Source organism: Streptomyces sp. NPDC005811 (assembly GCF_040630405.1).
Classification (GTDB): Bacteria; Actinomycetota; Actinomycetes; order Streptomycetales; family Streptomycetaceae; genus Streptomyces.
On sequence record NZ_JBEXXK010000015.1, the window covers coordinates 114,316 to 138,644 of the forward strand.

A 24,329-nucleotide genomic window follows, 5' to 3' on the forward strand; every position below is an offset into this window, starting at 1 on the left:
GTTAACCCCGTGAGATCTCCGAAGGGGGAGGTCGGATCGTGACGACCGCCAGCTCCAAGGTTGCCATCAAGCCGCTTGAGGACCGCATCGTGGTCCAGCCGCTCGACGCCGAGCAGACCACGGCCTCCGGCCTGGTCATCCCGGACACCGCGAAGGAGAAGCCCCAGGAGGGCGCCGTCCTCGCCGTGGGCCCGGGCCGCTTCGAGAACGGCGAGCGCCTGCCGCTCGACGTCAAGGTCGGCGACGTCGTGCTGTACAGCAAGTACGGCGGCACCGAGGTGAAGTACAACGGCGAGGAGTACCTCGTCCTCTCGGCTCGCGACGTCCTCGCGATCATCGAGAAGTAGTTCTTCACCCGAGCACATTGCGTGCTTGAAGCTTGATGCTGCGCCCCTGGCTCCCGCCACCACATAAGAAGCCGGGCGCCCGGGGCGCAGTGCCTTTTCACCCCACGTTTTCCGCCCACAGATTTCCGAGAGGGCTGCCGCTGTCATGGCGAAGATCCTGAAGTTCGACGAGGACGCCCGTCGCGCCCTCGAGCGCGGCGTCAACAAGCTGGCCGACACGGTCAAGGTGACGATCGGTCCCAAGGGCCGCAACGTCGTCATCGACAAGAAGTTCGGCGCCCCGACCATCACCAACGACGGCGTCACCATCGCCCGTGAGGTGGAGATCGACGACCCGTACGAGAACCTCGGCGCCCAGCTCGTGAAGGAGGTGGCGACCAAGACCAACGACATCGCGGGTGACGGCACCACCACCGCCACCGTGCTGGCCCAGGCGCTCGTCCGCGAGGGCCTGAAGAACGTCGCCGCCGGTGCTTCCCCGGCCGCCCTGAAGAAGGGCATCGACGCCGCGGTCAAGGCCGTCTCCGACGAGCTGCTCGCCACCGCGCGCCCGATCGACGACAAGGCGGACATCGCCGCCGTCGCCGCGCTGTCCGCCCAGGACCAGCAGGTCGGCGAGCTCATCGCCGAGGCGATGGACAAGGTCGGCAAGGACGGCGTCATCACCGTCGAGGAGTCCAACACCTTCGGTCTGGAGCTGGACTTCACCGAGGGCATGGCCTTCGACAAGGGCTACCTCTCGCCGTACTTCGTGACGGACCAGGAGCGCATGGAGGCGGTCCTGGAGGACCCCTACATCCTCATCAACCAGGGCAAGATCGGCTCCATCTCCGACCTGCTGCCGCTGCTGGAGAAGGTCATCCAGACCAACTCCTCCAAGCCGCTGCTGATCATCGCCGAGGACGTCGAGGGCGAGGCCCTGTCGACCCTGGTCGTGAACAAGATCCGCGGCACCTTCAACGCGGTCGCGGTCAAGGCCCCCGGCTTCGGTGACCGCCGCAAGGCGATGCTCCAGGACATGGCCACCCTCACCGGTGCCACCGTCATCTCCGAGGAGGTCGGCCTCAAGCTCGACCAGGTCGGCGTCGACGTCCTCGGTTCCGCCCGCCGCGTCACCATCACCAAGGACGACACGACGATCGTCGACGGCGCCGGCGACTCCGCCGACGTGCACGGCCGCGTCGCGCAGATCAAGGCCGAGATCGAGAACACCGACTCCGACTGGGACCGCGAGAAGCTCCAGGAGCGCCTCGCGAAGCTCGCCGGCGGCGTGTGCGTGATCAAGGTCGGCGCCGCCACCGAGGTGGAGCTGAAGGAGAAGAAGCACCGTCTGGAGGACGCCATCTCCGCGACCCGCGCCGCGGTCGAGGAGGGCATCGTCTCCGGTGGTGGCTCCGCGCTGGTCCACGCCGTCAAGGTCCTCGAGGGCAACCTCGACAAGACGGGCGACGAGGCCACCGGTGTCTCCGTGGTCCGCAAGGCCGCCGTCGAGCCGCTGCGCTGGATCGCCGAGAACGCCGGCCTGGAGGGTTACGTCATCACCTCCAAGGTCGCCGAGCTCGACAAGGGCCAGGGCTTCAACGCCGCCACCGGCGAGTACGGCGACCTGGTCAAGGCCGGCGTCATCGACCCGGTCAAGGTCACCCGCTCCGCCCTGGAGAACGCCGCCTCCATCGCCTCCCTCCTGCTGACGACCGAGACCCTGGTCGTCGAGAAGAAGGAAGAGGAAGAGCCGGCCGCCGCCGGTGGCCACCACGGCCACTCGCACTGAGGCACACCGCCTGAGGCACACCGCCTCCCGCGCTCCGCGCGAAGAAGCCCCCGTTCCGGTGCGGAACGGGGGCTTCCCCCTTCGCGGGCGGAATGTGGTTCGGGTGGGGGGCCGGGTCAGCCCTCCAGTGCGTCCAGGGCGCCGAGCTGGGCCATCAGCCCCAGCCGGTCGTACTGCCACCAGGCCTCGGCGATCCTTCCGTCCCCGTCGAAGCGGAAGACGGTCGTCCCGGTCATGGTGACCTGCTTGCCGGTGGCCGCGAGGCCCATGAAGTCGCCCTTGTGGGTGCCGCGCCAGGTCCACCGGTTGCACACCCGGTCGTCCTGCGCGATCTGGTCCTCGACCTCGAAGGCGAAGTCGAAGCCGGCCCGCCACATGGAGACCTCGCGCCGCATCGCGTCCATCCCCATGGTGTCCTGCTCGTTGGCCGGGTCGTGGTCGTGGTAGTCCTGGGCGATCAGACCGTCGAGCGGAGGCAGTTCACCCCGGGTGCCGATCGTCTCGAACATCCGCCGCGCGGTCGCCGCGTACAGCTTCTCGTCCCGTACGACGTCCAGATCGGTGAACGTGGGCATCTCGTCGCACAGGGCCACCAGATCGCGGAAGATCTTGTCCGTCTCCGGCAGGTTCGAGTTCCGCATGGCCTCCTCGTACGAGGGGAACTCCACGATCTCGATGAAGTGCGACGCGTCCGAGCGGTCCTTGCCCACCACCGCGTGCGTCGCCGTCCGCTTCCCCCTGGTCTGTTCGACCCATGTGTCCATCAGCCGGTCCATCTCGTCGAACCGACTGGTCCTGCAGTCGATGAGCTGCACGAATGTCATGACGCCGCCTCCGGTCCCCCTGGGTCCGGTCTTCTGACAAGCCCATTTTCCCACCGGAGTGCCGACGTCACCTGCGTACCGGGACGCCGGCTACTGCGGCCCGTACTTCCGCCCGGTCCGGGAGCTGATCCCGCCCAGCAGCGCACGCGGCGTCACCTTCACCAGACCCATCAGCGTCTTGTAGCGCGGGTCGGGGATCGACAGCGACTTCCCGCGCGCCAGATCGGCCAGCGAGGCCGCGACCAGCTTGTCCGCGTCCAGCCACATCCAGCCCGGGATGTTGTCCGTACCCATCCCGGCCCGCTCGTGGAACTCCGTACGCACGAAGCCCGGGCACAGCGCCATCAGCCGTACGCCGCTGCCGGCCAGATCCTTCGCCGCGCCCTGCGTGAACTGCACGACCCACGCCTTCGACGCCCCGTACGTTCCGCGCGGCAGGAACGCCGCCACCGAGGCCACGTTCACCACACCGCCGCGCCCGCGCTCGCGCATCGAGGTCACCGCCGCCGACGTCAGCCGCAGCACCGCCTCGCAGTGCACCTTGAGCATCTTCAGCTCGTCGGCCATCGGTACGTCGAGATAGCGGCCCTTGTTGCCGAAGCCCGCGTTGTTGATCAGCAGGTCGACGGGGTTCTTGCGGTCGCCGAGCCGGGCGGCCACCGCCTCGATGCCCGCGTCGGTGGCGAGGTCGGCGACCAGCACCTCCGCCTCGATGCCGTGCCGGTCGTGCAGTTCGGTCGCCTGCTCGCGCAGCCGCTTGGTGTCCCGGGCGACGAGGACGAGATCATGCCCGTCCGCCGCCAGTCTGCGGGCGAACGCGGCACCGATGCCCGCGGTCGAACCCGTGATGAGAGCCGTTGTCATGGCAGAAGCGTAGTGACCCGGACTGTGCGGGTCCGCTCTCTGCACGCGGCCTCCCGAACGTGAAGGACCGGTGCGCGCCGCCGCCGTGACCGCCGCTCAGGCGCCGTACTTCGCCACGTACTTCCGCGCCTGCGCCAGCGCCTCCGGATGCAGCGCCTCGCCCGCCGCGAGCAGCCGGGGCAGCAGATCACGACGGGTGGTGACGGCCTGGAACTGCATCCGGGCCGTCACCTCGTGCTCCGGGACGTGGACGATCTCGATCGCGTCCCCCGCGCGGACCTCACCCGGCTCGATCACCCGCAGGTACGCGCCGGTCGCCGCCTTCTCCGTGAACCGTCTGACCCACTTCTCCTCGCCCAGGTGGCCCTGGAAGGTACGGCACGGGATCCGCCCGGAGGTCACCTCCAGCACCACGTCCGGGCCGATCCGCCAGCGCTCGCCGATCCGCGCCCCGGAGACGTCGAGGCCGCTGGTGGTGAGGTTCTCGCCGAACACGCCGGCCGGCAGCGGGCGCCCCAGCTCGGGCTCCCAGTCGTCGAGGTCCTCGCGCGCGACCGCGTACACCGCCTGGTCGTTCCCGCCGTGGTGGATCAGGGAGCAGACGTCGTCCCCGGCCAGTCCGCTGCCGGCGACGCCCTTCGGGCCCGGCGCCGAGATCCGCACGGGTCCCTCGACCGGACGCTTGTCGATGCCCGTCAGCTTCTGCGGGTGATCGGTGTACGGGACGGCGCGCGCCCGGCCCAGGTTGACGGAGAGAAGCCTCATGGCCACCACGGTAGGTCACCGACCTCAAAGGGTCCACGCATTTTTCGACGCGCTATCCAAGATTCGCTTATGCTCGAAAGATGATCGAGGCCCGTCATCTCCGCGTCCTGCGTGCCGTCGCCGCCACCGGCTCCTTCTCGGCGGCCGGACGCGAGCTGGGCTGCACCCAGCCGGCCGTCAGCCAGCAGATGAAGGCGCTGGAAACCTCCGTGGGCACCCCCCTGCTGATCCGCAGCGGCCGGGAGATGCGGCTGACCCAGGCGGGCGAGGCCCTCGTGCGGCACGCGGCCGGGATCCTCTCCGGCCTCACCGCCGCCGAGGAGGAGGTCGCCGCGATCGCGGGGCTGCGCGCCGGCCGCGTCCGGCTGGTCTCCTTCCCCAGCGGCAGCTCCACACTGGTCCCCACCGCCCTCGCCGCCCTGCGCGCCGACCACCCCGGTACCCGGGTCTCCCTGGAGGAGGCCGAACCGCCCGAGTCGGTCGACGCGCTCCGGGCCGGGGACTGCGACATCGCCCTCGCGTTCCGCTACGCGCGCGTGCCGGGCGCGAGGACGGCCGGGGGACCGGCCGAGGAGTGGGACGACCTGGTCGTACGGCCGCTGCTGACGGACCGCCTCGTCGCCCTCGTACCGGAGGGGCACCGGCTGGCGCACGCGCGGACCGTCGCCATCGGCGACCTCGCCGCCGAACCGTGGATCGCGGGCTGCCCGCGCTGCCGGGGCCAGCTGGTGGAGGTGTGCGAGCGGGCGGGCTTCACCCCCCGCATCGACTTCGCGACCGACGACTACCCGGCGGTGGTCGGCCTGGTCGGCGCCGGTCTCGGCGTGGCCGTCCTGCCCCAGCTCGCGATCGAGTCCGTACGGCCCCGGGGAGCGCGCGCGGTCACCCTGGAACCGGCGGTGCGGCGGGAGATCGTCGCGCTCACCCTGCCCGACCTCGCCCAGGTGCCGGCGGTCGCGGCGACGCTGGAGCGGCTGGAGCGGGCGGCGACGGCGACGCGGGGCAGGTAGGAACGGCGGGCACGCGTGTGCGTACCCGCCGTCCGGCTTCCGTCTTGCAGAAACGTTCCTTCAGAGTTCCTTCACGTGCGTTCCCTCATGTGTCCGACGACGCGTCCCTCGCGCCCGTCGACGCTGACACCAGGCGGTTGCGCGCCCGGCCCATCAGCTCCTCGCGCTCGTCCTCGGTCAACCCGCCCCACACGCCGTACGGCTCACGTACGGCGAGCGCGTGCGCGGCGCACTGCGCGCGGACCGGGCACCTCATGCAGACCTCCTTGGCCGAGTTCTCTCGAGCGCTCCGAGCCGCCCCGCGCTCACCCTCCGGATGGAAGAAGAGCGAACTGTCCACCCCGCGGCAGGCAGCCAGGAGCTGCCAGTCCCACAGGTCCGCGTTCGGTCCGGGAAGGCGGGAGAAATCTGCCATTGCGTGACCCCTTGTAGCCGTTCTGAGCGGATACGGTGCCCACGACCGTACAACTACGATCTAAGGAGATGAAAATATGACTCATTGCGAATCTAGCCTCAGACACCAGCTAAAGGGAAGAAATAGGGCTGAATGGGGCATGGGTTGTGATGAAAGCTTGAGGGTCAGCGCGGCAGCCTCCACCGTGTCCGCGCCCTCACGTAGAGTGCCGAAGACTGCACGCGGCCCCGTAACTCTTTCGAGTGACCATCGTTGAGAGTGCGAGGCGGTTGAAAACACAAACGCTCGGGCAGGCGTCCGAGACGGTCGACCGCACAGGTGACGATTTCCCACCAGCCTGGAGGCACAAGGTGACGCGCATCAGCTGCGGAGGGCGGCCATGACTTCCGTCCTCGTCTGCGACGACTCCCCGCTTGCCCGAGAGGCGCTCCGCCGCGCGGTCGCGACCGTGCCCGGCGTCGAGCGCGTGACGACGGCGGCCAACGGCGAGGAAGTCCTCCGCCGCTGGGGCGCCGACCGCTCGGACCTCATCCTGATGGACGTGCGCATGCCCGGACTGGGCGGCGTCGAGACCGTACGGCGGCTGCTGTCCGCCGACCCCGGTGCGCGCATCATCATGCTCACCGTCGCCGAGGACCTGGACGGCGTGGCCCTCGCGGTCGCCGCCGGCGCCCGCGGCTATCTGCACAAGGACGCCTCGCGCGCGGAGCTGCGGGCGACCGTCACGCAGGCGCTCGCCGACCCGACCTGGCGACTGGCCCCGCGCCGGCTGCGCTCGGCCGAGATGGGCGCGGCGCCCACGCTCACCGCGCGTGAGATCCAGGTCCTCGAAGGCATGAGCCACGGCCGCTCCAACGCGGAGATCGGCCGCGAGCTGTTCCTCTCCGAGGACACCGTCAAGACCCACGCCCGGCGCCTGTTCAAGAAACTCGGCGCCTCGGACCGCGCCCACGCGGTGGCCCTGGGCTTCCGGTGGGGCCTGGTCCGCTAGCACCGTCCGGCGGTCATGCCGCGGGGCGGGACGGTGCGGGCTCTGCGGTGCGGGGCCGATCTTGGTTTCCGTGGTGTGGGGCCCGTCCGGGTTTCTGCGCGGTGGGCCGGTTCGGGTGTCTGCTCGGCGGGGCTGATTCGGGGTTCCGCGGTGCGGGGCCGGCATGGGTTCCCGTGTTGCGGGGCCGGCCGGTCTGGCATTGCACGGTCCGGGGCCCGGGATTCGGGGTTCGAGCCCGAGCGGCTTCCCGCGATGCGTTGCCTGGGCGAGACGGCTCTCGGCGCTGTGGGAGCCGCCGGTGCGGCCTTCGGTGGAGCGGGCCCCGGGGTGGCTTCCGCGATACGGGGATACGGGTTCGGTGTTCCCGTGCGCAGGGCGGGTCCGGTGTTCCCGCCCGCCGCACGGGGCTGGTGCGCCTTCCCGCCGAACGGGGCGCGAGGCCGAACGCCTTCCGTTGTTCCGCGAACGGTCCGAGCGGGGGCACCCCACCGCGCTCGGACAGGTCCTGTCCGTACGGGTGTACCTCACCGTTGCCCCGATCGGCCGCCGCCGCGATCCGCGACCGGACCGGCGGGGGAGTGCCCAGAACCGCGAGTCGCCCCGGGTTCGCCGCCCGGCTTCCGGCGTGAGGTCGGTCTCAGGTCTGTCCTGGTGCGGTCTGCCGACGGCAGCCTCGCGGGAGTGCCCTGCCGGGTTCCGGCGAGGGCCGGCCCGGGGTGTCCGGGGTGGGCCGTTCGGCGGATGTGGTCGTTCCCGTGGGTGGTGTCCGGTCGGTCGAGAGGAGTGGGGGCATGAGGGAACCTCCCTGTTCAGGAGGGGTCGGGGCGCCTGTTTCCGGGCCGGCGGACGGGAGCGACGCCGGGCTCCGCCGGGTGCCCGCTGCTCGTTTCGCCGCCGATGCCGCATCCTTGAGATGTGGAGTCTCTCGGGGACGAGTCGGTCGAGCGGAAGGGGAGGGCGCAGGGGATGAGTTCCGGCGCACCTGCTCATAACGCTTCGGTGCACAACGACGAGCACGGTGCCGCGGACGCGACGGCCGCAGTGCACCATGGACCGATGCGCGACGACGAGGCGGTCAGTGCCGTGGGGACGATCGGTCCGCTCGTCCATCGCGCCGTCGACGGCGACGAGCAGGCCACGCACGACCTGCTCGCCCATGTCCACCCCCTGGCGCTGCGCTACTGCCGCACCCGGCTCTCCCGGCTGCCCGGCGACGCGCGCCACTTCGTGGAGGACCTCGCCCAGGAGGTCTGCGTCGCGGTCCTGCTCGCCCTGCCCCGCTACCGGGACACCGGCAGGCCCTTCGAGGCGTTCGTCTTCGCGATCGCCTCGCACAAGGTCGCCGACCTCCAGCGGGCCGCCATGCGCCACCCCGGTTCCACGGCGGTCCCCTCCGACGAGATGCCGGAACGTCCCGACGACTCCCTCGGCCCGGAGGAGCGCGCCCTGCTCAGCAGCGACGCCGAATGGGCCAAGAAACTCCTGGCCAACCTGCCCGAGAACCAGCGGGAGCTGCTCCTGCTGCGGATCGCGGTGGGCCTCACGGCCGAGGAGACCGGTCAGATGTTGGGAATGTCACCCGGAGCGGTCCGGGTGGCCCAGCACCGGGCGCTGAGCCGGCTGCGGGCTCTCGCCGAACAGTAGAAAACACGCATACCTCGGCAGCGTATGAACAGGCACGCCGACGTTTCCGTACGAATATACGAAGCCCGGAGCGGCGTCCAACCGTGGAATTCGGGAGGTGCACTTCCCGTTAGCATGGACATCCGCACCGATCAAGGCCATTTGGGGAAGGTGTCATGACTGCCAACGTCGACGGAGTGCCCGCCAAATTCGCGACCCTCGGGCTGACCTACGACGACGTGCTGCTGCTGCCGGGAGCGTCCGAGGTGCTCCCCAACGCGGTCGACACCTCGTCCCGAATCTCCCGCAACGTCCGGGTCAACATCCCGCTGCTGTCCGCGGCGATGGACAAGGTGACCGAGTCCCGCATGGCCATCGCGATGGCCCGCCTCGGCGGCGTCGGCGTGCTCCACCGCAACCTGTCCGTCGAGGACCAGGTCAACCAGGTCGACCTGGTCAAGCGGTCCGAGTCCGGCATGGTCACCGACCCGATCACCGTGCACCCGGAGGCCACGCTCGCCGAGGCCGACGCGCTGTGCGCCAAGTTCCGCATCAGCGGTGTCCCGGTCACCGACCCGGCCGGCAAGCTGCTCGGCATCGTGACCAACCGCGACATGGCCTTCGAGAGCGACCGCACCCGTCAGGTCCGCGAGGTCATGACGCCGATGCCGCTGGTCACCGGCAAGGTCGGCATCACCGGTGTCGAGGCCATGGAGCTGCTGCGCAGGCACAAGATCGAGAAGCTTCCGCTGGTCGACGACCAGGGCCTGCTCAAGGGTCTGATCACGGTCAAGGACTTCGTCAAGGCCGAGAAGTACCCGAACGCGGCGAAGGACTCCGAGGGCCGGCTGATCGTCGGTGCCGCCGTCGGCGCCAGCCCCGAGGCGCTGGAGCGCGCCCAGGCCCTGGCCGAGGCGGGCGTGGACTTCCTGGTCGTCGACACCTCGCACGGCCACAACAGCAACGCCCTCAGCTGGATGGCGAAGATCAAGTCCAGCGTGAACGTCGACGTGATCGGAGGCAACGTCGCCACCCGTGACGGCGCGCAGGCCCTCATCGACGCCGGTGTCGACGGCATCAAGGTGGGTATCGGCCCCGGTTCGATCTGCACCACGCGCGTGGTGGCCGGTATCGGCGTCCCGCAGGTCACCGCGATCTACGAGGCCTCCCTCGCGGCCCGTCCCGCCGGGGTCCCGCTGATCGGCGACGGCGGCCTCCAGTACTCCGGCGACATCGGCAAGGCGCTCGCCGCCGGCGCCGACACGGTGATGCTGGGCAGCCTCCTCGCCGGTTGCGAGGAGTCCCCGGGCGAGCTGCTGTTCATCAACGGCAAGCAGTTCAAGTCGTACCGCGGCATGGGCTCGCTGGGCGCCATGCAGTCCCGCGGCCAGGGCCGGTCGTACTCGAAGGACCGCTACTTCCAGGCCGAGGTCGCCTCCGACGACAAGCTCGTGCCCGAGGGCATCGAGGGCCAGGTGCCCTACCGCGGCCCCCTCGCCAACGTGCTGCACCAGCTCGTCGGCGGTCTGCGCCAGACCATGGGCTATGTCGGCGCCGCCACCATCGAGGAGATGGAGACGAAGGGCCGCTTCGTGCGGATCACGTCGGCGGGCTTGAAGGAGTCCCACCCGCACGACATCCAGATGACGGTCGAGGCGCCGAACTACAGCCGCAACAAGTAGTCGGCAGCCGAGCACAGGGCGGTCCCGGGCGCACCGGGGCCGCCCTTGCCGTGCCCGTCGGCGATACTGGAAGACGCTGAACGCATCAGGGAAAGGCCACAGACGTGACTGAGATCGAGATCGGGCGCGGCAAGCGCGGCCGCCGGGCGTACGCCTTCGACGACATCGCCGTCGTCCCCAGCCGCCGTACGCGGGACCCGAAGGAGGTCTCGATCGCCTGGCAGATCGACGCCTACCGCTTCGAGCTGCCCTTCCTGGCCGCCCCCATGGACTCGGTCGTCTCCCCGGCCACCGCGATCCGCATCGGCGAGCTCGGCGGCCTCGGCGTGCTCAACCTCGAAGGCCTGTGGACCCGCCACGAGGACCCGCAGCCGCTGCTCGACGAGATCGTCGGCCTGGACGCGGACACGGCGACCCGGCGCCTCCAGGAGATCTACTCCGCCCCCATCAAGGAGGAGCTGATCGGCGCGCGCATCAAGGAGGTGCGCGACTCCGGCGTGGTCACGGCGGCCGCGCTCTCCCCGCAGCGCACGGCCCAGTTCTCCAAGGCCGTCGTCGACGCGGGCGTGGACATCTTCGTCATCCGCGGTACGACGGTCTCGGCGGAGCACGTCTCCGGTTCGCACGAGCCGCTGAACCTGAAGCAGTTCATCTACGAGCTCGACGTCCCGGTGATCGTCGGCGGCTGTGCCACCTACACGGCGGCCCTGCACCTGATGCGCACCGGCGCGGCGGGTGTCCTGGTCGGCTTCGGCGGCGGCGCGGCGCACACCACGCGCAACGTGCTGGGCATCCAGGTCCCGATGGCGACCGCGGTGGCCGATGTCGCGGCCGCCCGCCGTGACTACATGGACGAGTCCGGCGGCCGGTACGTGCACGTCATCGCGGACGGCGGGGTCGGCTGGTCCGGCGACCTGCCCAAGGCGATCGCCTGCGGCGCCGACTCGGTGATGATGGGCTCCCCGCTGGCCCGCGCGACCGACGCGCCGGGCAAGGGCCACCACTGGGGCATGGAGGCCGTCAACGACGAGCTGCCGCGCGGCAAGAAGGTCGACCTCGGCACGGTCGGCACGATCGAGGAGGTCCTCACGGGCCCCTCGCACACCCCCGACGGCTCGATGAACCTCTTCGGCGCCTTGCGCCGCGCCATGGCCACCACCGGCTACAGCGAGCTGAAGGAGTTCCAGCGCGTCGAGGTGACGGTGGCGGACTCGCAGCACCGCCGGTAACCCGTAGAACGCCACGAAGGGTCGGTCACCCACCCGGGTGACCGGCCCTTCGGCATGCCCGGACGGGTCCGAGGGCGTGTGGGGTGGGGCGGGGGCGCGCGGTTGCGTTCGGGGCGAATTCGGGCTGGTCAGGGGGGTCGCGGGCGATAGCGTCCCTCTCGGCGCCCCAGTTGTGTGGGGTCGCCCCCTTCCAAGGACATCGTTCCGGTCCCCGGCCCTCGGGGCCCGGCCCGAGTTCCTGAACGGGCCGTTCCACCGGGCATGGGCGGCGTCGTGGAAGGGGGCGCCCGTGGGACGCCATCGCAAGCCCAGCCGCTGGGACAGGATCCGTCTTCGGATGGTCCAGTTTCGGAGGAGGTGGATCTTGCGACTTTTCGGATGGTGAGCGGCCGCCCCCACACCAACTAGGGGCGGACACTCCGTGATCCATCCAGGAGCCTGCCGCAGTACCCGCTGCGGTGGGCTCCACCCTTTTCGGATGGTGAGCGGCCGCCCCCAAGCACAGTAGGGGCGGACACTCCGTAGCCCCCACCGTACTGGCGCCAGGCACCCCATGCCACCACTCCCATGCCCACCGCCCCCCATGCGCCCCTCTTCACAACCGATGCGCCGCCCCCGTGGGCGTGGCCCCCCGGGTGTCCAGGAGCAGCTGGGCCTTCACCGACAGGCCCTGGAGGTCGTACGTGCGGTGGTGCTGGAGGAGGATCGTGAGGTCGGCGTCGGCGGCGGACTCGTAGAAGGAGTCGGCGCGGGGGACCGGGCGGTCGAGGACGCTCCAGGCGGGGACGTGCGGGTCGTGGTAGCTGACCGCGGCGCCGAGTTCCATCAGGCGGATCGCGATCTCGTGGGCGGGGGTGCCGGTCAGGTCGGCGAGGTCGGGCTTGTAGGTGACGCCGAGGAGGAGGACACGGGCGCCCCGGGCCGACTTCCCGTGCTCGTTGAGCAGGGCGGCGGCGCGCTGGACGACGTACCGCGGCATACGGCTGTTGACCTGCTGGGCCAGTTCGACCATGCGCAGGGGGCTGCCCGGGAGGCCCGCGCGGTCCAGCGGGACGGAGTGGCCGCCGACGCCGGGGCCGGGGCGGAAGGCCTGGAAGCCGAAGGGCTTGGTCTCGGCGCAGCGGACGACGTCCCACAGGTCGACGCCGAGGTCGTGGCAGAGGACGGCCATCTCGTTGACGAGGGCCATGTTGACGTGCCGGAAGTTGGTCTCCAGGAGGTGGACGGTCTCGGCCTCCCGCACGCCACGCGCGCGTACCACCTTGTCGGTGAGGCGGCCGTAGAAGGCCGCGGCGGACTCGGTGCAGGCGGGGGTGAGGCCGCCGATGACCTTCGGAGTGTTCGCGGGCGTGAAGGCACGGCTGCCGGGGTCCACCCGGCTGGGGGAGTAGGCGAGGTGGAAGTCGCGTCCGGCGCGCAGGCCGGACGTCTCTTCGAGGAGCGGGCGCAGGAAGTCCTCCGTGGTCCCCGGGTGGACCGGTGACTCCAGGATGACGGTGGTGTGCGGGCGCAACTGGGCGCCGAGGGTGCGGGCGGCGGCCTCCACCTGGGCGAGGTCGAGGCCGCCGCCCGCGTCGAGCGGGGTGGGCGCGCAGATGACGGCCGTCCGCACCCGGCTCAGCCCGGCCGGGTCGGTGGCGGTCCGGAAGCCCCCCGAGAGCATCCGGCGCAGTTCGGCGGCGCTGAGCGAGCCCGTCTCGGGTCCCGTCCGGTAGCCGAGGGTGGGGAGGCCCGCGGCCACCGCGGCCTGGGCCAGGGGCAGGCCGAGCGGGCCGAGTCCGATGACGGCGAGATCTGCGGGCATGGCGTGGGCCGTCCTTCCCAGTAACCGAAGCGGGACAGGTGCGCAAGCCCTGTGGACAGGATGGGCGAGCGCAATGTCAGACTAGGAGTAAATATGACCGTTATGCGGGATTGATCGACTGTGTTCCGTGAGAGTTGTCCACAGGCTGGGGGCGAGTGGTGGCTGAAGTCGGGCAAGGCGGTCAGAATTTTGGGCAGGGAGACACGCAGGGGGACACCGAGCGGGCCTCGCCCTGAAGGTGCGGCCGGCGCGACGGACAGCGGGAGGCAGCGGTGAGGACAGCGACACTGGGGCCGGCACAGCGAGCCGAGTCACTGGCGGGCATGGCCGAGCGTGAGCTGGACGTGCTGGTCGTGGGAGGCGGAGTGGTCGGCGCGGGTACCGCCCTCGACGCCGTGACCCGGGGCCTGTCCACGGGCCTCGTCGAGGCACGGGACTGGGCGTCGGGCACATCCAGCAGGTCCAGCAAGCTGATCCACGGCGGACTGCGCTATCTGGAGATGCTCGACTTCGCCCTCGTCCGCGAGGCACTGAAGGAGCGCGGGCTGCTGCTGGAGCGGCTCGCGCCGCACCTGGTCAAGCCCGTCCCGTTCCTGTACCCGCTCCAGCACAAGGGCTGGGAGCGGTGGTACGCCGGCTCGGGCGTCGCGCTCTACGACGCGATGTCCATGGCCCGCGGCCACGGCCGGGGCCTGCCCATGCACCGGCATCTGACCCGCCGTCACGCCCTGCGCGTCGCCCCCGCCCTGCGCAAGGAGGCGCTGGTCGGCGCCCTCCAGTACTACGACGCCCAGATGGACGACGCCCGCTTCGTCGCCACCCTCGTGCGCACGGCGGTGTCCTACGGCGCCAAGGCCGCCAACCGGGCCCGGGTGACGGCCTTTCTGCGCGAGGGCGAACGCGTCGTCGGAGCCCGCGTGCAGGACGTGGAGGGCGGCGGCGAATACGAGGTCCGCGCCCGGCAGATCGTCAACGCCACCGGCGTGTGGACCGACGACACGCAGGGGATGGTCGGCGAGCGCGGCCAGTTCCACGTCCGCGCCTCCAAGGGCATCCACCTCGTCGTGCCCCGCGACCGCATCAGCTCCTCCACCGGTCTGATCCTGCGCACCGAGAAGTCCGTGCTGTTCGTCATCCCCTGGGGCCGGCACTGGATCGTCGGCACCACCGACACCGACTGGGACCTCGACAAGGCCCACCCCGCCGCCTCCAGCGCCGACATCGACTATCTGCTGGAGCACGTCAACTCCGTCCTCAGGGTGCCGCTGACCCGCGACGACGTGGAGGGCGTCTACGCGGGCCTCAGGCCCTTGCTGGCCGGCGAGTCGGACGCCACCAGCAAGCTGTCCCGCGAACACACCGTCGCCCACCCCGCGCCCGGACTGGTCGTCGTGGCCGGCGGCAAGTACACGACGTACCGGGTGATGGCCAAGGACGCCGTCGACGAGGCCGTGCACGGGCTGGACATGCGGGTCGCCGACTGCGTCACCGAGGACGTGCCGCTGCTCGGCGCCGAGGGCTACCGGGCGCTGTGGAACGCGCGGGCGCGCATCGCCGCCCGTAGCGGACTGCACGTGGTGCGGGTGGAGCATCTCCTCAACCGCTACGGGACCATGGCCGAGGAGGTGCTCGACCTCGTAGCCTCCGACCCCTCCCTCGGTGAACCGCTCCAGGCCGCCGACGACTATCTGCGCGCCGAGATCGTCTACGCCGCCTCGCACGAGGGGGCACGGCACCTGGACGACGTCCTGACCCGGCGCACCCGTATCTCCATCGAGACCTTCGACCGCGGCACGCGCAGCGCCCGGGAGGCGGCCGAGCTGATGGCGCCCGTGCTCGGCTGGGACAAGGACCAGATCGAGCGCGAGGTCGAGCACTACGAGAAGCGGGTGGAGGCGGAGCGCGAGTCCCAGCTCCAGCCCGACGACCAGACGGCGGACGCGGCCCGGCTCGGGGCACCGGACATCGTGCCGCTCTGATCGCCGAGGGATCGCCGAACTCCGTTCGGCACAAGGCCTGTTCACGTCGGGAGCAGGCCTTGTGCCCCGGCGCCACCTGCGCCTTGGCCGGACTGCGCCGCGCCTTCTGGCCGGAATGCTCCCCGCCTCCGGGAGCGCGAGGGGCACCCTGGGCGTCGGGCACTTGTCGGGTGAGGGACAATGGAGGCTCTTTCAGGGCGGGTTGCATGAGGGGACGCATGTCGGAGGCGGAGCGGGCGGGGGCATCCCGTCAGGACAAGAGCGCACGTCTCCTCGCCGGGCGGTACCGGCTGGGAGGCGTACTCGGCCGCGGCGGCATGGGGACGGTGTGGCGCGCCGAGGACGAGACCCTCGGCCGGACGGTCGCCGTCAAGGAGCTGCGGTTCCCGGGGAACATCGACGAGGACGAGAAGCGCCGGCTGATCACCCGGACCCTGCGCGAGGCCAAGGCCATCGCCAGGATCCGCAACAACAGCGCGGTGACCGTCTTCGACGTGGTCGAGGAGGACGACCGGCCCTGGATCGTGATGGAACTCGTCGAGGGCAAGTCGCTCGCCGAGGTCATCCGTGAGGACGGCGTGCTGGAACCGAGGCGCGCCGCCGAGGTCGGCCTCGCCATCCTCGACGTGCTGCGCTCGGCGCACCGCGAGGGCATCCTGCACCGGGACGTGAAGCCGTCCAACGTGCTGATCGCCGAGGACGGCCGGGTCGTGCTCACCGACTTCGGCATCGCCCAGGTCGAGGGCGACCCGTCCATCACCTCCACCGGGATGCTCGTCGGCGCCCCCTCCTACATCTCCCCGGAGCGCGCCCGCGGCCACAAGCCCGGCCCCGCCGCCGACCTGTGGTCGCTCGGCGGTCTGCTCTACGCCTCGGTCGAGGGCTCCCCGCCGTACGACAAGGGCTCCGCGATCGCGACCCTCACCGCGGTGATGACCGAGCCGCTGGAGGAGCCGAAGAACGCCGGTCCGCTCCGGGACGTCATCTACGGGCTGCTCACCAAGGACCCCCAGCGGCGGCTCGACGACGTCGGCGCGCGGGCGATGCTCAACGACGTGATCCACGCGCCCGACCCCAAGGAGGCCGAGCCGGCCGACGCCACCCGGCTCGTGCCGATCCCCGTCCAGCCGGACGGCCCCGAGAGCCGGGGGAGTTCGGCCGGGGAGGCGGGCGAGAAGCTGCGCGGCGCGCTGCGCTCCGTCCGCAAGAAGGCCGCCGTCGCCGCGGGCGCGGCCTCCACCGCGGCCGCGTCCCGCGTCAAGTCCGGCGGCGGTACGGCGGCTTCGGGCGCCCCGGAGACCTCCGCCCCCGCCGCGTCCGCCACCACGGTGTCCCCTTCCGTGGGCACGGCCGAGGCCCGGCACACCGGAGCGGCGACCGCGCCGTCGCCCGTCGGCCGGACGGCCACGGCCCCGGCCGCCCCGTCCACGGCGGCCGGCTCCGCGCCCACCGCCGTGACACCCGCCGTGACGCCCACCGCCGCCTCGGGTTCCGCCGGGACGAACGCCACGAAGGGCGGCCGGAGTTCGGGCTGGCCCGTGATGACCCCGCCCGACCTGCCGCCGCGCCCCGTGCCGAGGGCACCGCTGACCGACGTGGTGCCCAAGCGCACGCTGGTGATCATCGCCGTGGTGGTGGTGCTCGCGGTGCTCGGCACCGTGCTGGCCCTCACCCTCGGTGGCGGTGACGACGACGGCGCGAGCGGCTCCGGCACGAGCGGCGGGAAGACCGTGGCGAGCGGCAGCGCGAGCGCGAGCGCCGAGACCAAGGAGGACGAGAGCGGCGGCAGCCGCACGGACGGGTCCACCGCCCAGTCCGGCTCGCAGTCCACCGGCTCCACGTCGAGCAACACCACGGCCGCCGGCGGCACCGGTTCCGACGTGTCCGCCACCGACGACAGCCGTGCGGCGACGACGCACGAGGGCACCCGCTACTCCATCGGGCTGCCCGCCGGCTGGAAGTTCCAGACGTCGAGCTCGGCCGGCGACCGCTTCACCGGCCCCGACGGGCAGCGGCTGCTGGTCGCCTGGACGACCACGCCCAAGGACGACCCGGTCGCCGACTGGAAGAGCCAGGAGCGCTACATGACGCGCTCGGAGTACCGCAAGATCCGAATACAGGCGGTGAACTACCGCGGCTGGAACACGGCCGACTGGGAATTCACCTACACGGAGAGCGGCACCAAGTACCGGGTCGTCGACCGCGGGTTCGTCGTGAGCGACACCCAGGGGTACGCGCTGATGTACACGGCGAAGGCCGCCAAGTGGTCCACCGAGCTGCGCAAGAGCACCTGGCAGACCCTCACGGACACCTTCACGCCCAAGAAGTAGCGATCCGGATCCGGCATCCCCTCTCGGAGAGTTGCCTCCGGCACGTATCGTGAAGGGCTGCGGACCGTGTGCATCCAGCTCCGTGGCCGGATACGGCTGCAACGGGTCGTGTGGTGAACGGATCTGACCGACCGGGGCGGCCGGGGGAGGCAACGTGGACGACTATGCGGGACGGGTACTCGCCGACCGCTACCGCCTGCCGCTGCCCCCCTCCGACGAGTACGAACTCACCGAGACCCGGGCCTTCGACACCTACAGCGGACAGGAAGTCCTGGTCCGTCAGGTGCCGTTGCCCGAGGTCGTCGAGGCCGAGGTGCTCGACGCCGGAGGGCTGCCCGAGGGGTTCACGGCGCGTGAGCACCGGGGCGGCGCCGGGCGGATCCCCGGCGCACGCGGGGGCGCGAGCACCCGGCGGCCCGCCGATCCCGTCGTACGGCGCGCCCTGGAGGCCGCGCAGGCCGCCGCGGGCATCCCCGACCACCCCCGGCTCGACCAGGTCTTCGACGTGTTCGCCGACGGCGGTTCGCTGTGGATAGTGAGCGAGCTGGTGGCCGCCCGGCCGCTCGCCGCGCTCCTCGCCGAGCAGCCGCTGACCCCGTACCGGGCCGCCGAGGTCGCCTCCGACGTGCTCACGGCCCTGCGGGTGCTGCACGCGCACGGCTGGGTGCACCGCAACATCACCGCCCGCACCGTCCTCGTCTGCGACGACGGACGGGTCATGCTGACCGGCCTCGCGGTCGGCGCGGCGGAAGAGGCGCTGTGCGGCTACGACCCGGTGCCGAGGGAGGAACCGGGGCCGGGCGCGCTGATCCAGGCGTCCCCCGCCGCGGCCCCGCACCTTCCGGCGGCGGGATCCGCGGGTGGCGCACTCGGGGCTTCCGGCGGCGCGCCCGTGGGCGGTGCCGGTGCCGGTGCCGGTGCCGAGGATCCCGAGGCCGCTCGGCGCGCCGCGATCGAGGCACGGGTGGCCGGTGGGCTGCCGGGGCCGGCGGCCGAGCCCGTGACCGGCGCCGGGCCCTCGGGCGAGGTCGCCCGGCGGGCGCCCCTGGAGACCGGCGGGGACATCCGCGCCGCGCGCGCCGGGGCGATCGCCGCCTACCGCGCGGGCGCACGCGCCGCGGCCCGCGTCCAGGAGTCCCAGCAGAACGGCCGCACGGCCCTGCCGGGGGCCCGCACCCCCGCCGAGGACGACCACGGCCCCGTGACGGCCTCTCCGTACGGCGCACCCGGCACCAACCCCACGCTCCCGGGCGGCCCCGGCGCCCTCACCGGCACCCCGCACGCCCTCAGCGGCGCGCCCGGCGCCCCCTCCGGCCCGCCCGGACAGATCGCCGACCCCTACGGTGTACGAGGCACCCCCGCACCGAACGCCGTACCGACCGCCGCACCGGGCCCCGCGCCCGCCCCGGCCGCCGGAGGGTACCCGCCCGTCCCCGTCCCGGCGCAGCCCGGCGGAGCGACCGGCGACGGGCGCTCCGGGGCGCGTTGGGACGATCTCGTGGCCGCCGGGGCGCCCGGTGGAGCCGTGCGCCGGGGCCCCGCCACCGCGCTCGCCGCCGAGCGGGCCCGGCAGGCCCGGATGGCGGTCGTCGGCCCCGTCACCGAGCGCTGGGCGCCCGAACAGGCCGGGCCGGTCCACGAGAACTGGCAGCTCGCCGCGCCGATCGGTCCCGCGACCGACCTGTGGGCGCTCGGCGCCCTGCTGTTCCGGGCCGTACAGGGACACGCGCCCTACCCGGAGGAGTCGACGGCGGAGCTGGTGCAGATGGTGTGCGCCGAGCCGCCCGCCTTCGCCGAGGAGTGCGGGCCGCTCCGGCCGGTCGTGGAGTCGCTGCTGCGCCAGGACCCCACCGAACGCCTCGACTTCGAGGAACTGCGCGGCTGGCTGCGCTCGCTGGTGCGCTCCGCGCCCGAGCCGGAGGCGGGCACGTACGTCGTCGCCGCGCCGCCCACCGACCCGCGCCGGCTGCCGATCGTGCGCCGCAAGGGCGAACTCGTGCGCAGACGGCGCGCCGGGCTGCCCGCGACGCACGGCCGTCACAAGCGGGCCCGGCAGGAACCGGGCCGCTCCCCGCGCAGCCTCGGCCGCACCCTGCTGGTGCTGATCCTGCTGCTGCTGGCCGGCGCCGTCGCCTACGCCGTCCTGTTCATGCCCAAGGCCGGCGAGGACGGCGCGACCGCGACCGGCGGCACCCAGAACACCGGGGCCACCGCGTCCGCGAGCGCGTCCGCCGGCCAGGCCCCCGACGCGAGCAGCGAGCCCCGGCCCGACCAGACCTCGCCCGGTGACGGGACCAGCGCGGAGGCCACCGAGACCCAGACCGGCTCCGGCACGGACGTCGCCGACGGCTTCACCCTCCGCAAGGACGCCGCCGGTTTCCGGATCGCCGTCGCCGACGGTTGGAGCCACACCGGCAAGAACGGGCGCGGCCAGATCGTCTACTCCCACGACGACTTCGAGCTGATCGTCGTACCGGGACGGGACAGCGCCTCCGCCAACGGCAGCGACCCGATGGTCTACCAGCGGGAGAAGGAGAGCGAGCTCCAGCCGTACCGCGACTCCAGCTGGGCCACCGCCTCCGGGCTGCGGACCACGACCGTGGGCACCCGCACCATGGCCGAGGGGCAGTTCACCTGGTCCGACGGCGGGCGCGAGCTCTACGTCCGCAACCTCGCGATCCTCATCGACGGCCGGTATCACGTCGTCCAGGTGCGCGGGCCCGAGGCCGAGCGGGACGAGGTCACCCGGCTCTACGAACAGGCGGCGGCCACCTACCAGTACACCGGCTGAGCGAGCGCTCGGTCCGGCGGTTCCCGGGCGGCCGCAGAAGCGACAACCGTCACAGTGCTGTCTCCTTGGCACCCCCGTGGTTCCCCGGAGGCATCCCGGTCTTTACGCTGACCCTGTCAAGAGCATTGCGGGGCAACGTGAATCAGATGCAGGGCCTGCTCCTCGCGGGCCGTTACCGGCTCGCCGACGCCATCGGCAGTGGTGGCATGGGTCGGGTGTGGCGGGCGCACGACGAGCTGTTGCACCGTGCGGTCGCCATCAAGGAGCTGACCGCCGCCCTCTACGTCACCGAGGGCGACAAGCCGGTCCTGCTCGCGCGCACCCGGGCGGAGGCGCGCGCCGCGGCGCGGATCAACCACTCCGCCGTCGTCACCGTGCACGACGTGCTCGAACACGACGGCCGGCCGTGGATCGTGATGGAGCTGGTCGAGGGCCGTTCGCTGGCCGACGCCGTCAAGGAGGACGGCCGGGTCGAGCCGGCCGAGGCGGCCCGGATCGGTCTGTGGGTGCTGCGCGCCCTGCGCGCCGCGCACTCCGCCGGGGTGCTCCACCGTGACGTCAAGCCCGGCAACGTGCTCATCTCGCACGACGGCCGGGTCCTGCTCACCGACTTCGGCATCGCCCAGATCGAGGGCGACACGACGATCACCCGGACCGGAGAGGTCGTCGGCTCGGTCGACTATCTCGCCCCGGAGCGGATCCGCGGCCAGGACCCGGGCCCGTCCTCCGATCTGTGGGCGCTCGGCGCGACCCTGTACACCGCGGTGGAGGGGCGCTCGCCGTTCCGCCGCACCTCGGCGCTGAGCACCCTTCAGGCCGTCGTCGAGGACGAGGCCGCCGAGCCGCAGTACGCCGGTCCGCTCGGCCCCGTCATCGCCGCGCTCCTGCGCAAGGACCCGGCCGGCCGCCCCTCCACCTCCGAGGCCGAGCAGCTCCTCGCCGAGGCCGCCGAAGGGCGCCGCCCGCACGCGGCCCAGGCCTTCGTGCCCACGCAGTACGGCGGACCGGGCGGGTACGCCCACCCCGGCCGGACCCAGGGCGGCCCGGACGCGTACGGGGAGCCCGAGGGAGGGACGAGCGGCACGGGGTCGACGTACTCCTCCGGATCGTCATACCCCTCCGGATCGTCATACCCCTCCGGATCGTCGTACGCGTCCGGATCGTCGTACCCGTCCGGGTCGTCGTACCCCTCCGGGGCGCAGTACGTCTCCGGGGCGCACGCCGGGCCGCCCACGGGAGGACCCGGTGCGGCGGAGGCGTCGACGCCCGTCCCCGGGGCCACCGGCCCGACCGCCGCCGGCCTCCCGCACTCCGGCACCGGTTCCGGCCCCGTCCCCCCTCCCGCGCACTCGGGCCCCGTCCACCTCGGCCCCGCCCCGGACGCCCGGCCCTCGCGCCGCCGCCGGCTGCGGACGCTCGCGCTCGTGGTCGTGGTCGCCGCGCTGGTCGGCGGGGGTACGGCCGTGGCGCTCCAGAGCTGGGACCAGGTCCGGGAGGGCGGCGGCGGGACCTCGTCCCCCGGTGCCTCCACCTCCGCCTCCGCCTCGCCGCGCACCTCGGCCGGCTCCTGGGCCGAGGTCGAGGACCCGCTGGGCTTCGGGCTCTCCCTGCCCGACGACACCTGGACGCGGTCGGTCTACCAGGACGACGGCGACCTCCAGCAGATCGACTACTCCCCGGACGGCGGCGAGCACTTCGTCCGGATCGCTCTGGACAAGTCGCCCGACTACAACGACCCGTACGCCCACCAGAAGGACCTGGAGGCGCAGCTCTCCCGGCTGGTGGACTACGAGACGGTCAAGCTGGAGAAGAACATCTACCGCGACCGCGACGGCTCCGAGTGGGAGTACACCTGGACCGCGCTGGCCAAGGACACGGAGTTCCCCGGGCCGCGCCGGGCCATCGAGGAGACGTACATCGCCCGGGACGGCTCGGAGTACGCGATCTACATGTCCTCCCCGGCGAAGGACTGGGCCACCACCGCAAAGCAGTTCAAAGCCGTACTGCAGAGCTGGCGGGAACCCAGCGCCTCCTGACGGGGGGTTGGCCGGTCGGCCACCCGGAGCGGGGACATCCGGTGGGGCATGATGGGCCCATGGGGACCGAGGGGGACGCCGTCCGCGTCATCGCGGGCCGCTACCGACTCGAGGCGAGGCTCGGGCGGGGCGGCATGGGCGTCGTGTGGCGTGCCACGGACGAGCTGTTGGGACGGCGTGTCGCGGTCAAGGAGCTGATCCAGGACGACACGCTCTCCGCCGAGGAGGCGCGCGGCCGCCGCGACCGGACACTGCGCGAGGCCCGCGCGGTGGCCCAGTTGAGCCACCCGCACATCATCGTCGTGCACGACGTCGTCGAGGACGACGAACGGCCGTACATCGTCATGGAGCTGATCAAGGGCGGCTCGCTCGCCGACCGGATCGCCGGACACGGCCCGCTGGCCCCCGAGGAGGCGGCCCGGATCGCCATCGCCCTGCTCGGCGCCGTGCGCGCCGCGCACACGGCCGGGGTGCTGCACCGCGACATCAAGCCGGCGAACGTCCTGCTGGAGGACGACAGCGACCGGGTCGTCCTCACCGACTTCGGTATCGCGCAGGTCGCGGGCGCCACCACGCTCACCGAGACCGGCTCCTTCGTCGGCTCGCCCGAGTACACCGCCCCGGAGCGGATGTCCGGCGCCCGCACCGGCCCCGAGTCCGACCTGTGGTCGCTGGGCGCGCTGCTGTGCACCGCGCTGAGCGGCGAGTCGCCCTTCCGGCGCGACTCCCTGGGCGGCATCCTGCACGCCGTCGTGTTCGCCGAGATCCGCACGCCCGCCGAGGCCGCCCCGCTGCTGCCCGTCGTTCGGGGGTTGTTGGAGCGCGATCCGGAACGGCGGCTCGCACCGGCGGAGGCGGAGCGGCTGCTGCGCGCCTTCCTCGACACCGGGCGTACGCCGGAGCCCGTGGGCTCCGGGTACACGCCCACCCAGGAGGACCTGCCGGCCCGCTCCCGGGTGACCGGGAGGTTCCGGCGGCCGTCCGCGCGGGCGGACCAGCACCGGCAGCCGGAGGAGCCGGGGGCGGAGCAGTCCCGGCCGCAGTCCCGGCAGCCGGAGCGGACCCGGCCGGGGGCCGAGCAGACCCGGCTGGGCTCGGAGCCGCTGCCCGCCCAGGAGCGTTCCTCGCGGGGGGTGCTGATCGCCGCGCTGCTGGTCGCCGCGATGGCGGGCGCGGGCGTGTCGGCGGCGGCGCTGCTGGTGAACCGTGACGGCGGCGGTTCGTCACCCGTGAGCCCCACGAGTTCCGCCCGTCCTACGGGACATACGGGTGCCACGGCTCCCGCCGGTTCGGCGACCCGGGAGACGACGCGCCCGGGCGCGGGTCCGACCGCCGGAGGCTCGGCGAGCCCCGGCACCCCGACGGCCACCCCGTCCGCCTCGGCCTCCGGCGGCGCGAGCCCCGCCTCCGACGAGCGCCCCAGCGCCCCCTCCGGCTACCGCGTCGCCGACGACCCGGCAGGGTTCGCCCTCGCCGTGCCGGAGGACTTCACGCGCGTGCCGCAGGGCGAGCGGGTCTTCTACATGTCCCCCGGAGAGACGTTCCGGCTCGGCATCAAGGTCTCCGCCCCGGAGTCGGGCGGCCCGCTCGGCGTGATGCGGCGTGCGGCCGCCAAGGGCCCCGACACCAACCCCGGTTACCACGACGGCACGGTCACCGAGACCACCCACGGCAAAGACCCCGCCGCCCTCTGGGAGTTCACCTGGGACGGCTTCAGCGCGGCGGAGGGCCCCCGGCACACCTACGACCTGTGCTGGGAGGAGGGCGGGCGGCTGTACGACGTGTGGGTGTCGGCGCCCGTCGGGAAGGTGCGGGAGGCCCGGGAGTACTTCGACGTCGCGGTCGACACGTTCGTGACACGGTAGTTG

At 72.4% G+C, this 24,329-nt stretch carries 17 protein-coding genes; 12 read left to right on the forward strand and 5 right to left on the reverse strand.

Annotation, left to right across the window (positions count from 1 at the left end; genetic code table 11):
• Nucleotides 1–38: 38 nt before the first annotated feature.
• Together groES and groL are read left to right on the forward strand one after the other, a co-directional pair.
• A complete protein-coding gene (gene groES / locus ABZ490_RS18235; protein ID WP_039652762.1) occupies nt 39–347 on the forward strand; it encodes a co-chaperone GroES in 309 nt (102 codons plus the stop codon).
• Between the two features lie 145 nt (nt 348–492).
• A complete protein-coding gene (groL, locus tag ABZ490_RS18240; protein WP_358990761.1) occupies nt 493–2,118 on the forward strand; it encodes a chaperonin GroEL in 1,626 nt (541 codons plus the stop codon).
• Between the two features lie 116 nt (nt 2,119–2,234).
• On the opposite strand, the gene ABZ490_RS18245 is transcribed toward groL, so the two are convergent.
• The 3 genes from ABZ490_RS18245 to ABZ490_RS18255 form a co-directional block, all read right to left on the reverse strand.
• Nucleotides 2,235–2,942 carry an ester cyclase gene (locus ABZ490_RS18245; protein ID WP_358990764.1) on the reverse strand — a complete coding sequence of 236 codons (708 nt, stop codon included), beginning with the start codon at nt 2,940–2,942 and terminating at the stop codon, nt 2,235–2,237.
• A gap of 90 nt (nt 2,943–3,032) precedes the next feature.
• Nucleotides 3,033–3,806, reverse strand: coding sequence for an SDR family oxidoreductase (locus ABZ490_RS18250; protein WP_358990767.1), 774 nt, complete (start codon nt 3,804–3,806; stop codon nt 3,033–3,035).
• A gap of 96 nt (nt 3,807–3,902) precedes the next feature.
• Nucleotides 3,903–4,571: an MOSC domain-containing protein gene (locus ABZ490_RS18255; protein ID WP_358990769.1), complete on the reverse strand. Its 669-nt coding sequence runs from the start codon at nt 4,569–4,571 to the stop codon at nt 3,903–3,905.
• 80 nt (nt 4,572–4,651) lie between these two features.
• On the opposite strand from ABZ490_RS18255, the gene ABZ490_RS18260 reads away from it, so the two are divergent.
• Entirely contained in the window at nt 4,652–5,581 is a 930-nt protein-coding gene (locus tag ABZ490_RS18260; RefSeq protein WP_358990772.1) for a LysR family transcriptional regulator, read from the forward strand.
• Nucleotides 5,582–5,666: 85 nt separating this feature from the next.
• Here the strand turns inward: ABZ490_RS18260 and ABZ490_RS18265 are convergent, their stop codons facing one another.
• Nucleotides 5,667–5,996 carry a WhiB family transcriptional regulator gene (locus ABZ490_RS18265; protein ID WP_055638477.1) on the reverse strand — a complete coding sequence of 110 codons (330 nt, stop codon included), beginning with the start codon at nt 5,994–5,996 and terminating at the stop codon, nt 5,667–5,669.
• A 379-nt stretch (nt 5,997–6,375) separates the two neighbouring features.
• Here ABZ490_RS18265 and ABZ490_RS18270 point away from each other — a divergent pair, with 379 nt between their 5' ends.
• The 4 genes from ABZ490_RS18270 to ABZ490_RS18285 all read left to right on the forward strand — a co-directional run bounded on the left by ABZ490_RS18270 (nt 6,376) and on the right by ABZ490_RS18285 (nt 11,521).
• Nucleotides 6,376–6,987 carry a response regulator transcription factor gene (locus tag ABZ490_RS18270; RefSeq protein WP_003948568.1) on the forward strand — a complete coding sequence of 204 codons (612 nt, stop codon included), beginning with the start codon at nt 6,376–6,378 and terminating at the stop codon, nt 6,985–6,987.
• 1,056 nt (nt 6,988–8,043) lie between these two features.
• Entirely contained in the window at nt 8,044–8,631 is a 588-nt protein-coding gene (locus ABZ490_RS18275; protein WP_358990776.1) for a sigma-70 family RNA polymerase sigma factor, read from the forward strand.
• Nucleotides 8,632–8,786: 155 nt separating this feature from the next.
• Nucleotides 8,787–10,292 carry an IMP dehydrogenase gene (gene guaB / locus ABZ490_RS18280; RefSeq protein WP_358990779.1) on the forward strand — a complete coding sequence of 502 codons (1,506 nt, stop codon included), beginning with the start codon at nt 8,787–8,789 and terminating at the stop codon, nt 10,290–10,292.
• 104 nt (nt 10,293–10,396) lie between these two features.
• Nucleotides 10,397–11,521, forward strand: coding sequence for a GuaB3 family IMP dehydrogenase-related protein (locus tag ABZ490_RS18285; RefSeq protein ID WP_358990782.1), 1,125 nt, complete (start codon nt 10,397–10,399; stop codon nt 11,519–11,521).
• Between the two features lie 595 nt (nt 11,522–12,116).
• Here the strand turns inward: ABZ490_RS18285 and ABZ490_RS18290 are convergent.
• Complete coding sequence (locus ABZ490_RS18290) at nt 12,117–13,325, reverse strand: nucleotide sugar dehydrogenase (protein ID WP_358990785.1); 1,209 nt, start codon at nt 13,323–13,325, stop codon at nt 12,117–12,119.
• A 272-nt stretch (nt 13,326–13,597) separates the two neighbouring features.
• Between ABZ490_RS18290 and ABZ490_RS18295 the strand changes: the two genes are divergently transcribed.
• From ABZ490_RS18295 to ABZ490_RS18315, 5 genes are all read left to right on the forward strand, one after another.
• Complete coding sequence (locus tag ABZ490_RS18295; RefSeq protein ID WP_358990788.1) at nt 13,598–15,304, forward strand: glycerol-3-phosphate dehydrogenase/oxidase; 1,707 nt, start codon at nt 13,598–13,600, stop codon at nt 15,302–15,304.
• A 218-nt stretch (nt 15,305–15,522) separates the two neighbouring features.
• Nucleotides 15,523–17,634: a protein kinase gene (locus ABZ490_RS18300; RefSeq protein WP_358990791.1), complete on the forward strand. Its 2,112-nt coding sequence runs from the start codon at nt 15,523–15,525 to the stop codon at nt 17,632–17,634.
• 154 nt (nt 17,635–17,788) lie between these two features.
• Nucleotides 17,789–20,425, forward strand: coding sequence for a protein kinase (locus tag ABZ490_RS18305; RefSeq protein WP_358990794.1), 2,637 nt, complete (start codon nt 17,789–17,791; stop codon nt 20,423–20,425).
• Between the two features lie 146 nt (nt 20,426–20,571).
• Nucleotides 20,572–22,461: a protein kinase gene (locus tag ABZ490_RS18310; RefSeq protein ID WP_358990797.1), complete on the forward strand. Its 1,890-nt coding sequence runs from the start codon at nt 20,572–20,574 to the stop codon at nt 22,459–22,461.
• A gap of 59 nt (nt 22,462–22,520) precedes the next feature.
• Nucleotides 22,521–24,326 (forward strand): protein kinase, encoded by a 1,806-nt coding sequence (locus ABZ490_RS18315; RefSeq protein ID WP_358990800.1) that lies wholly within the window; start codon nt 22,521–22,523, stop codon nt 24,324–24,326.
• The last annotated feature ends 3 nt before the right edge of the window (nt 24,327–24,329 follow it).

Coding starts and splice junctions, on each gene's coding strand:
- groL (WP_358990761.1), top strand. CDS start 493: ATGGCGAAGATCCTGAAGTTCGACGAGGACGCCCGTCGCGCCCTCGAG.
- ABZ490_RS18245 (WP_358990764.1), bottom strand. CDS start 2,942: ATGACATTCGTGCAGCTCATCGACTGCAGGACCAGTCGGTTCGACGAG.
- ABZ490_RS18250 (WP_358990767.1), bottom strand. CDS start 3,806: ATGACAACGGCTCTCATCACGGGTTCGACCGCGGGCATCGGTGCCGCG.
- ABZ490_RS18255 (WP_358990769.1), bottom strand. CDS start 4,571: ATGAGGCTTCTCTCCGTCAACCTGGGCCGGGCGCGCGCCGTCCCGTAC.
- ABZ490_RS18260 (WP_358990772.1), top strand. CDS start 4,652: ATGATCGAGGCCCGTCATCTCCGCGTCCTGCGTGCCGTCGCCGCCACC.
- ABZ490_RS18265 (WP_055638477.1), bottom strand. CDS start 5,996: ATGGCAGATTTCTCCCGCCTTCCCGGACCGAACGCGGACCTGTGGGAC.
- ABZ490_RS18270 (WP_003948568.1), top strand. CDS start 6,376: ATGACTTCCGTCCTCGTCTGCGACGACTCCCCGCTTGCCCGAGAGGCG.
- ABZ490_RS18275 (WP_358990776.1), top strand. CDS start 8,044: ATGCGCGACGACGAGGCGGTCAGTGCCGTGGGGACGATCGGTCCGCTC.
- guaB (WP_358990779.1), top strand. CDS start 8,787: ATGACTGCCAACGTCGACGGAGTGCCCGCCAAATTCGCGACCCTCGGG.
- ABZ490_RS18290 (WP_358990785.1), bottom strand. CDS start 13,325: ATGCCCGCAGATCTCGCCGTCATCGGACTCGGCCCGCTCGGCCTGCCC.
- ABZ490_RS18300 (WP_358990791.1), top strand. CDS start 15,523: ATGTCGGAGGCGGAGCGGGCGGGGGCATCCCGTCAGGACAAGAGCGCA.
- ABZ490_RS18310 (WP_358990797.1), top strand. CDS start 20,572: ATGCAGGGCCTGCTCCTCGCGGGCCGTTACCGGCTCGCCGACGCCATC.
- ABZ490_RS18315 (WP_358990800.1), top strand. CDS start 22,521: ATGGGGACCGAGGGGGACGCCGTCCGCGTCATCGCGGGCCGCTACCGA.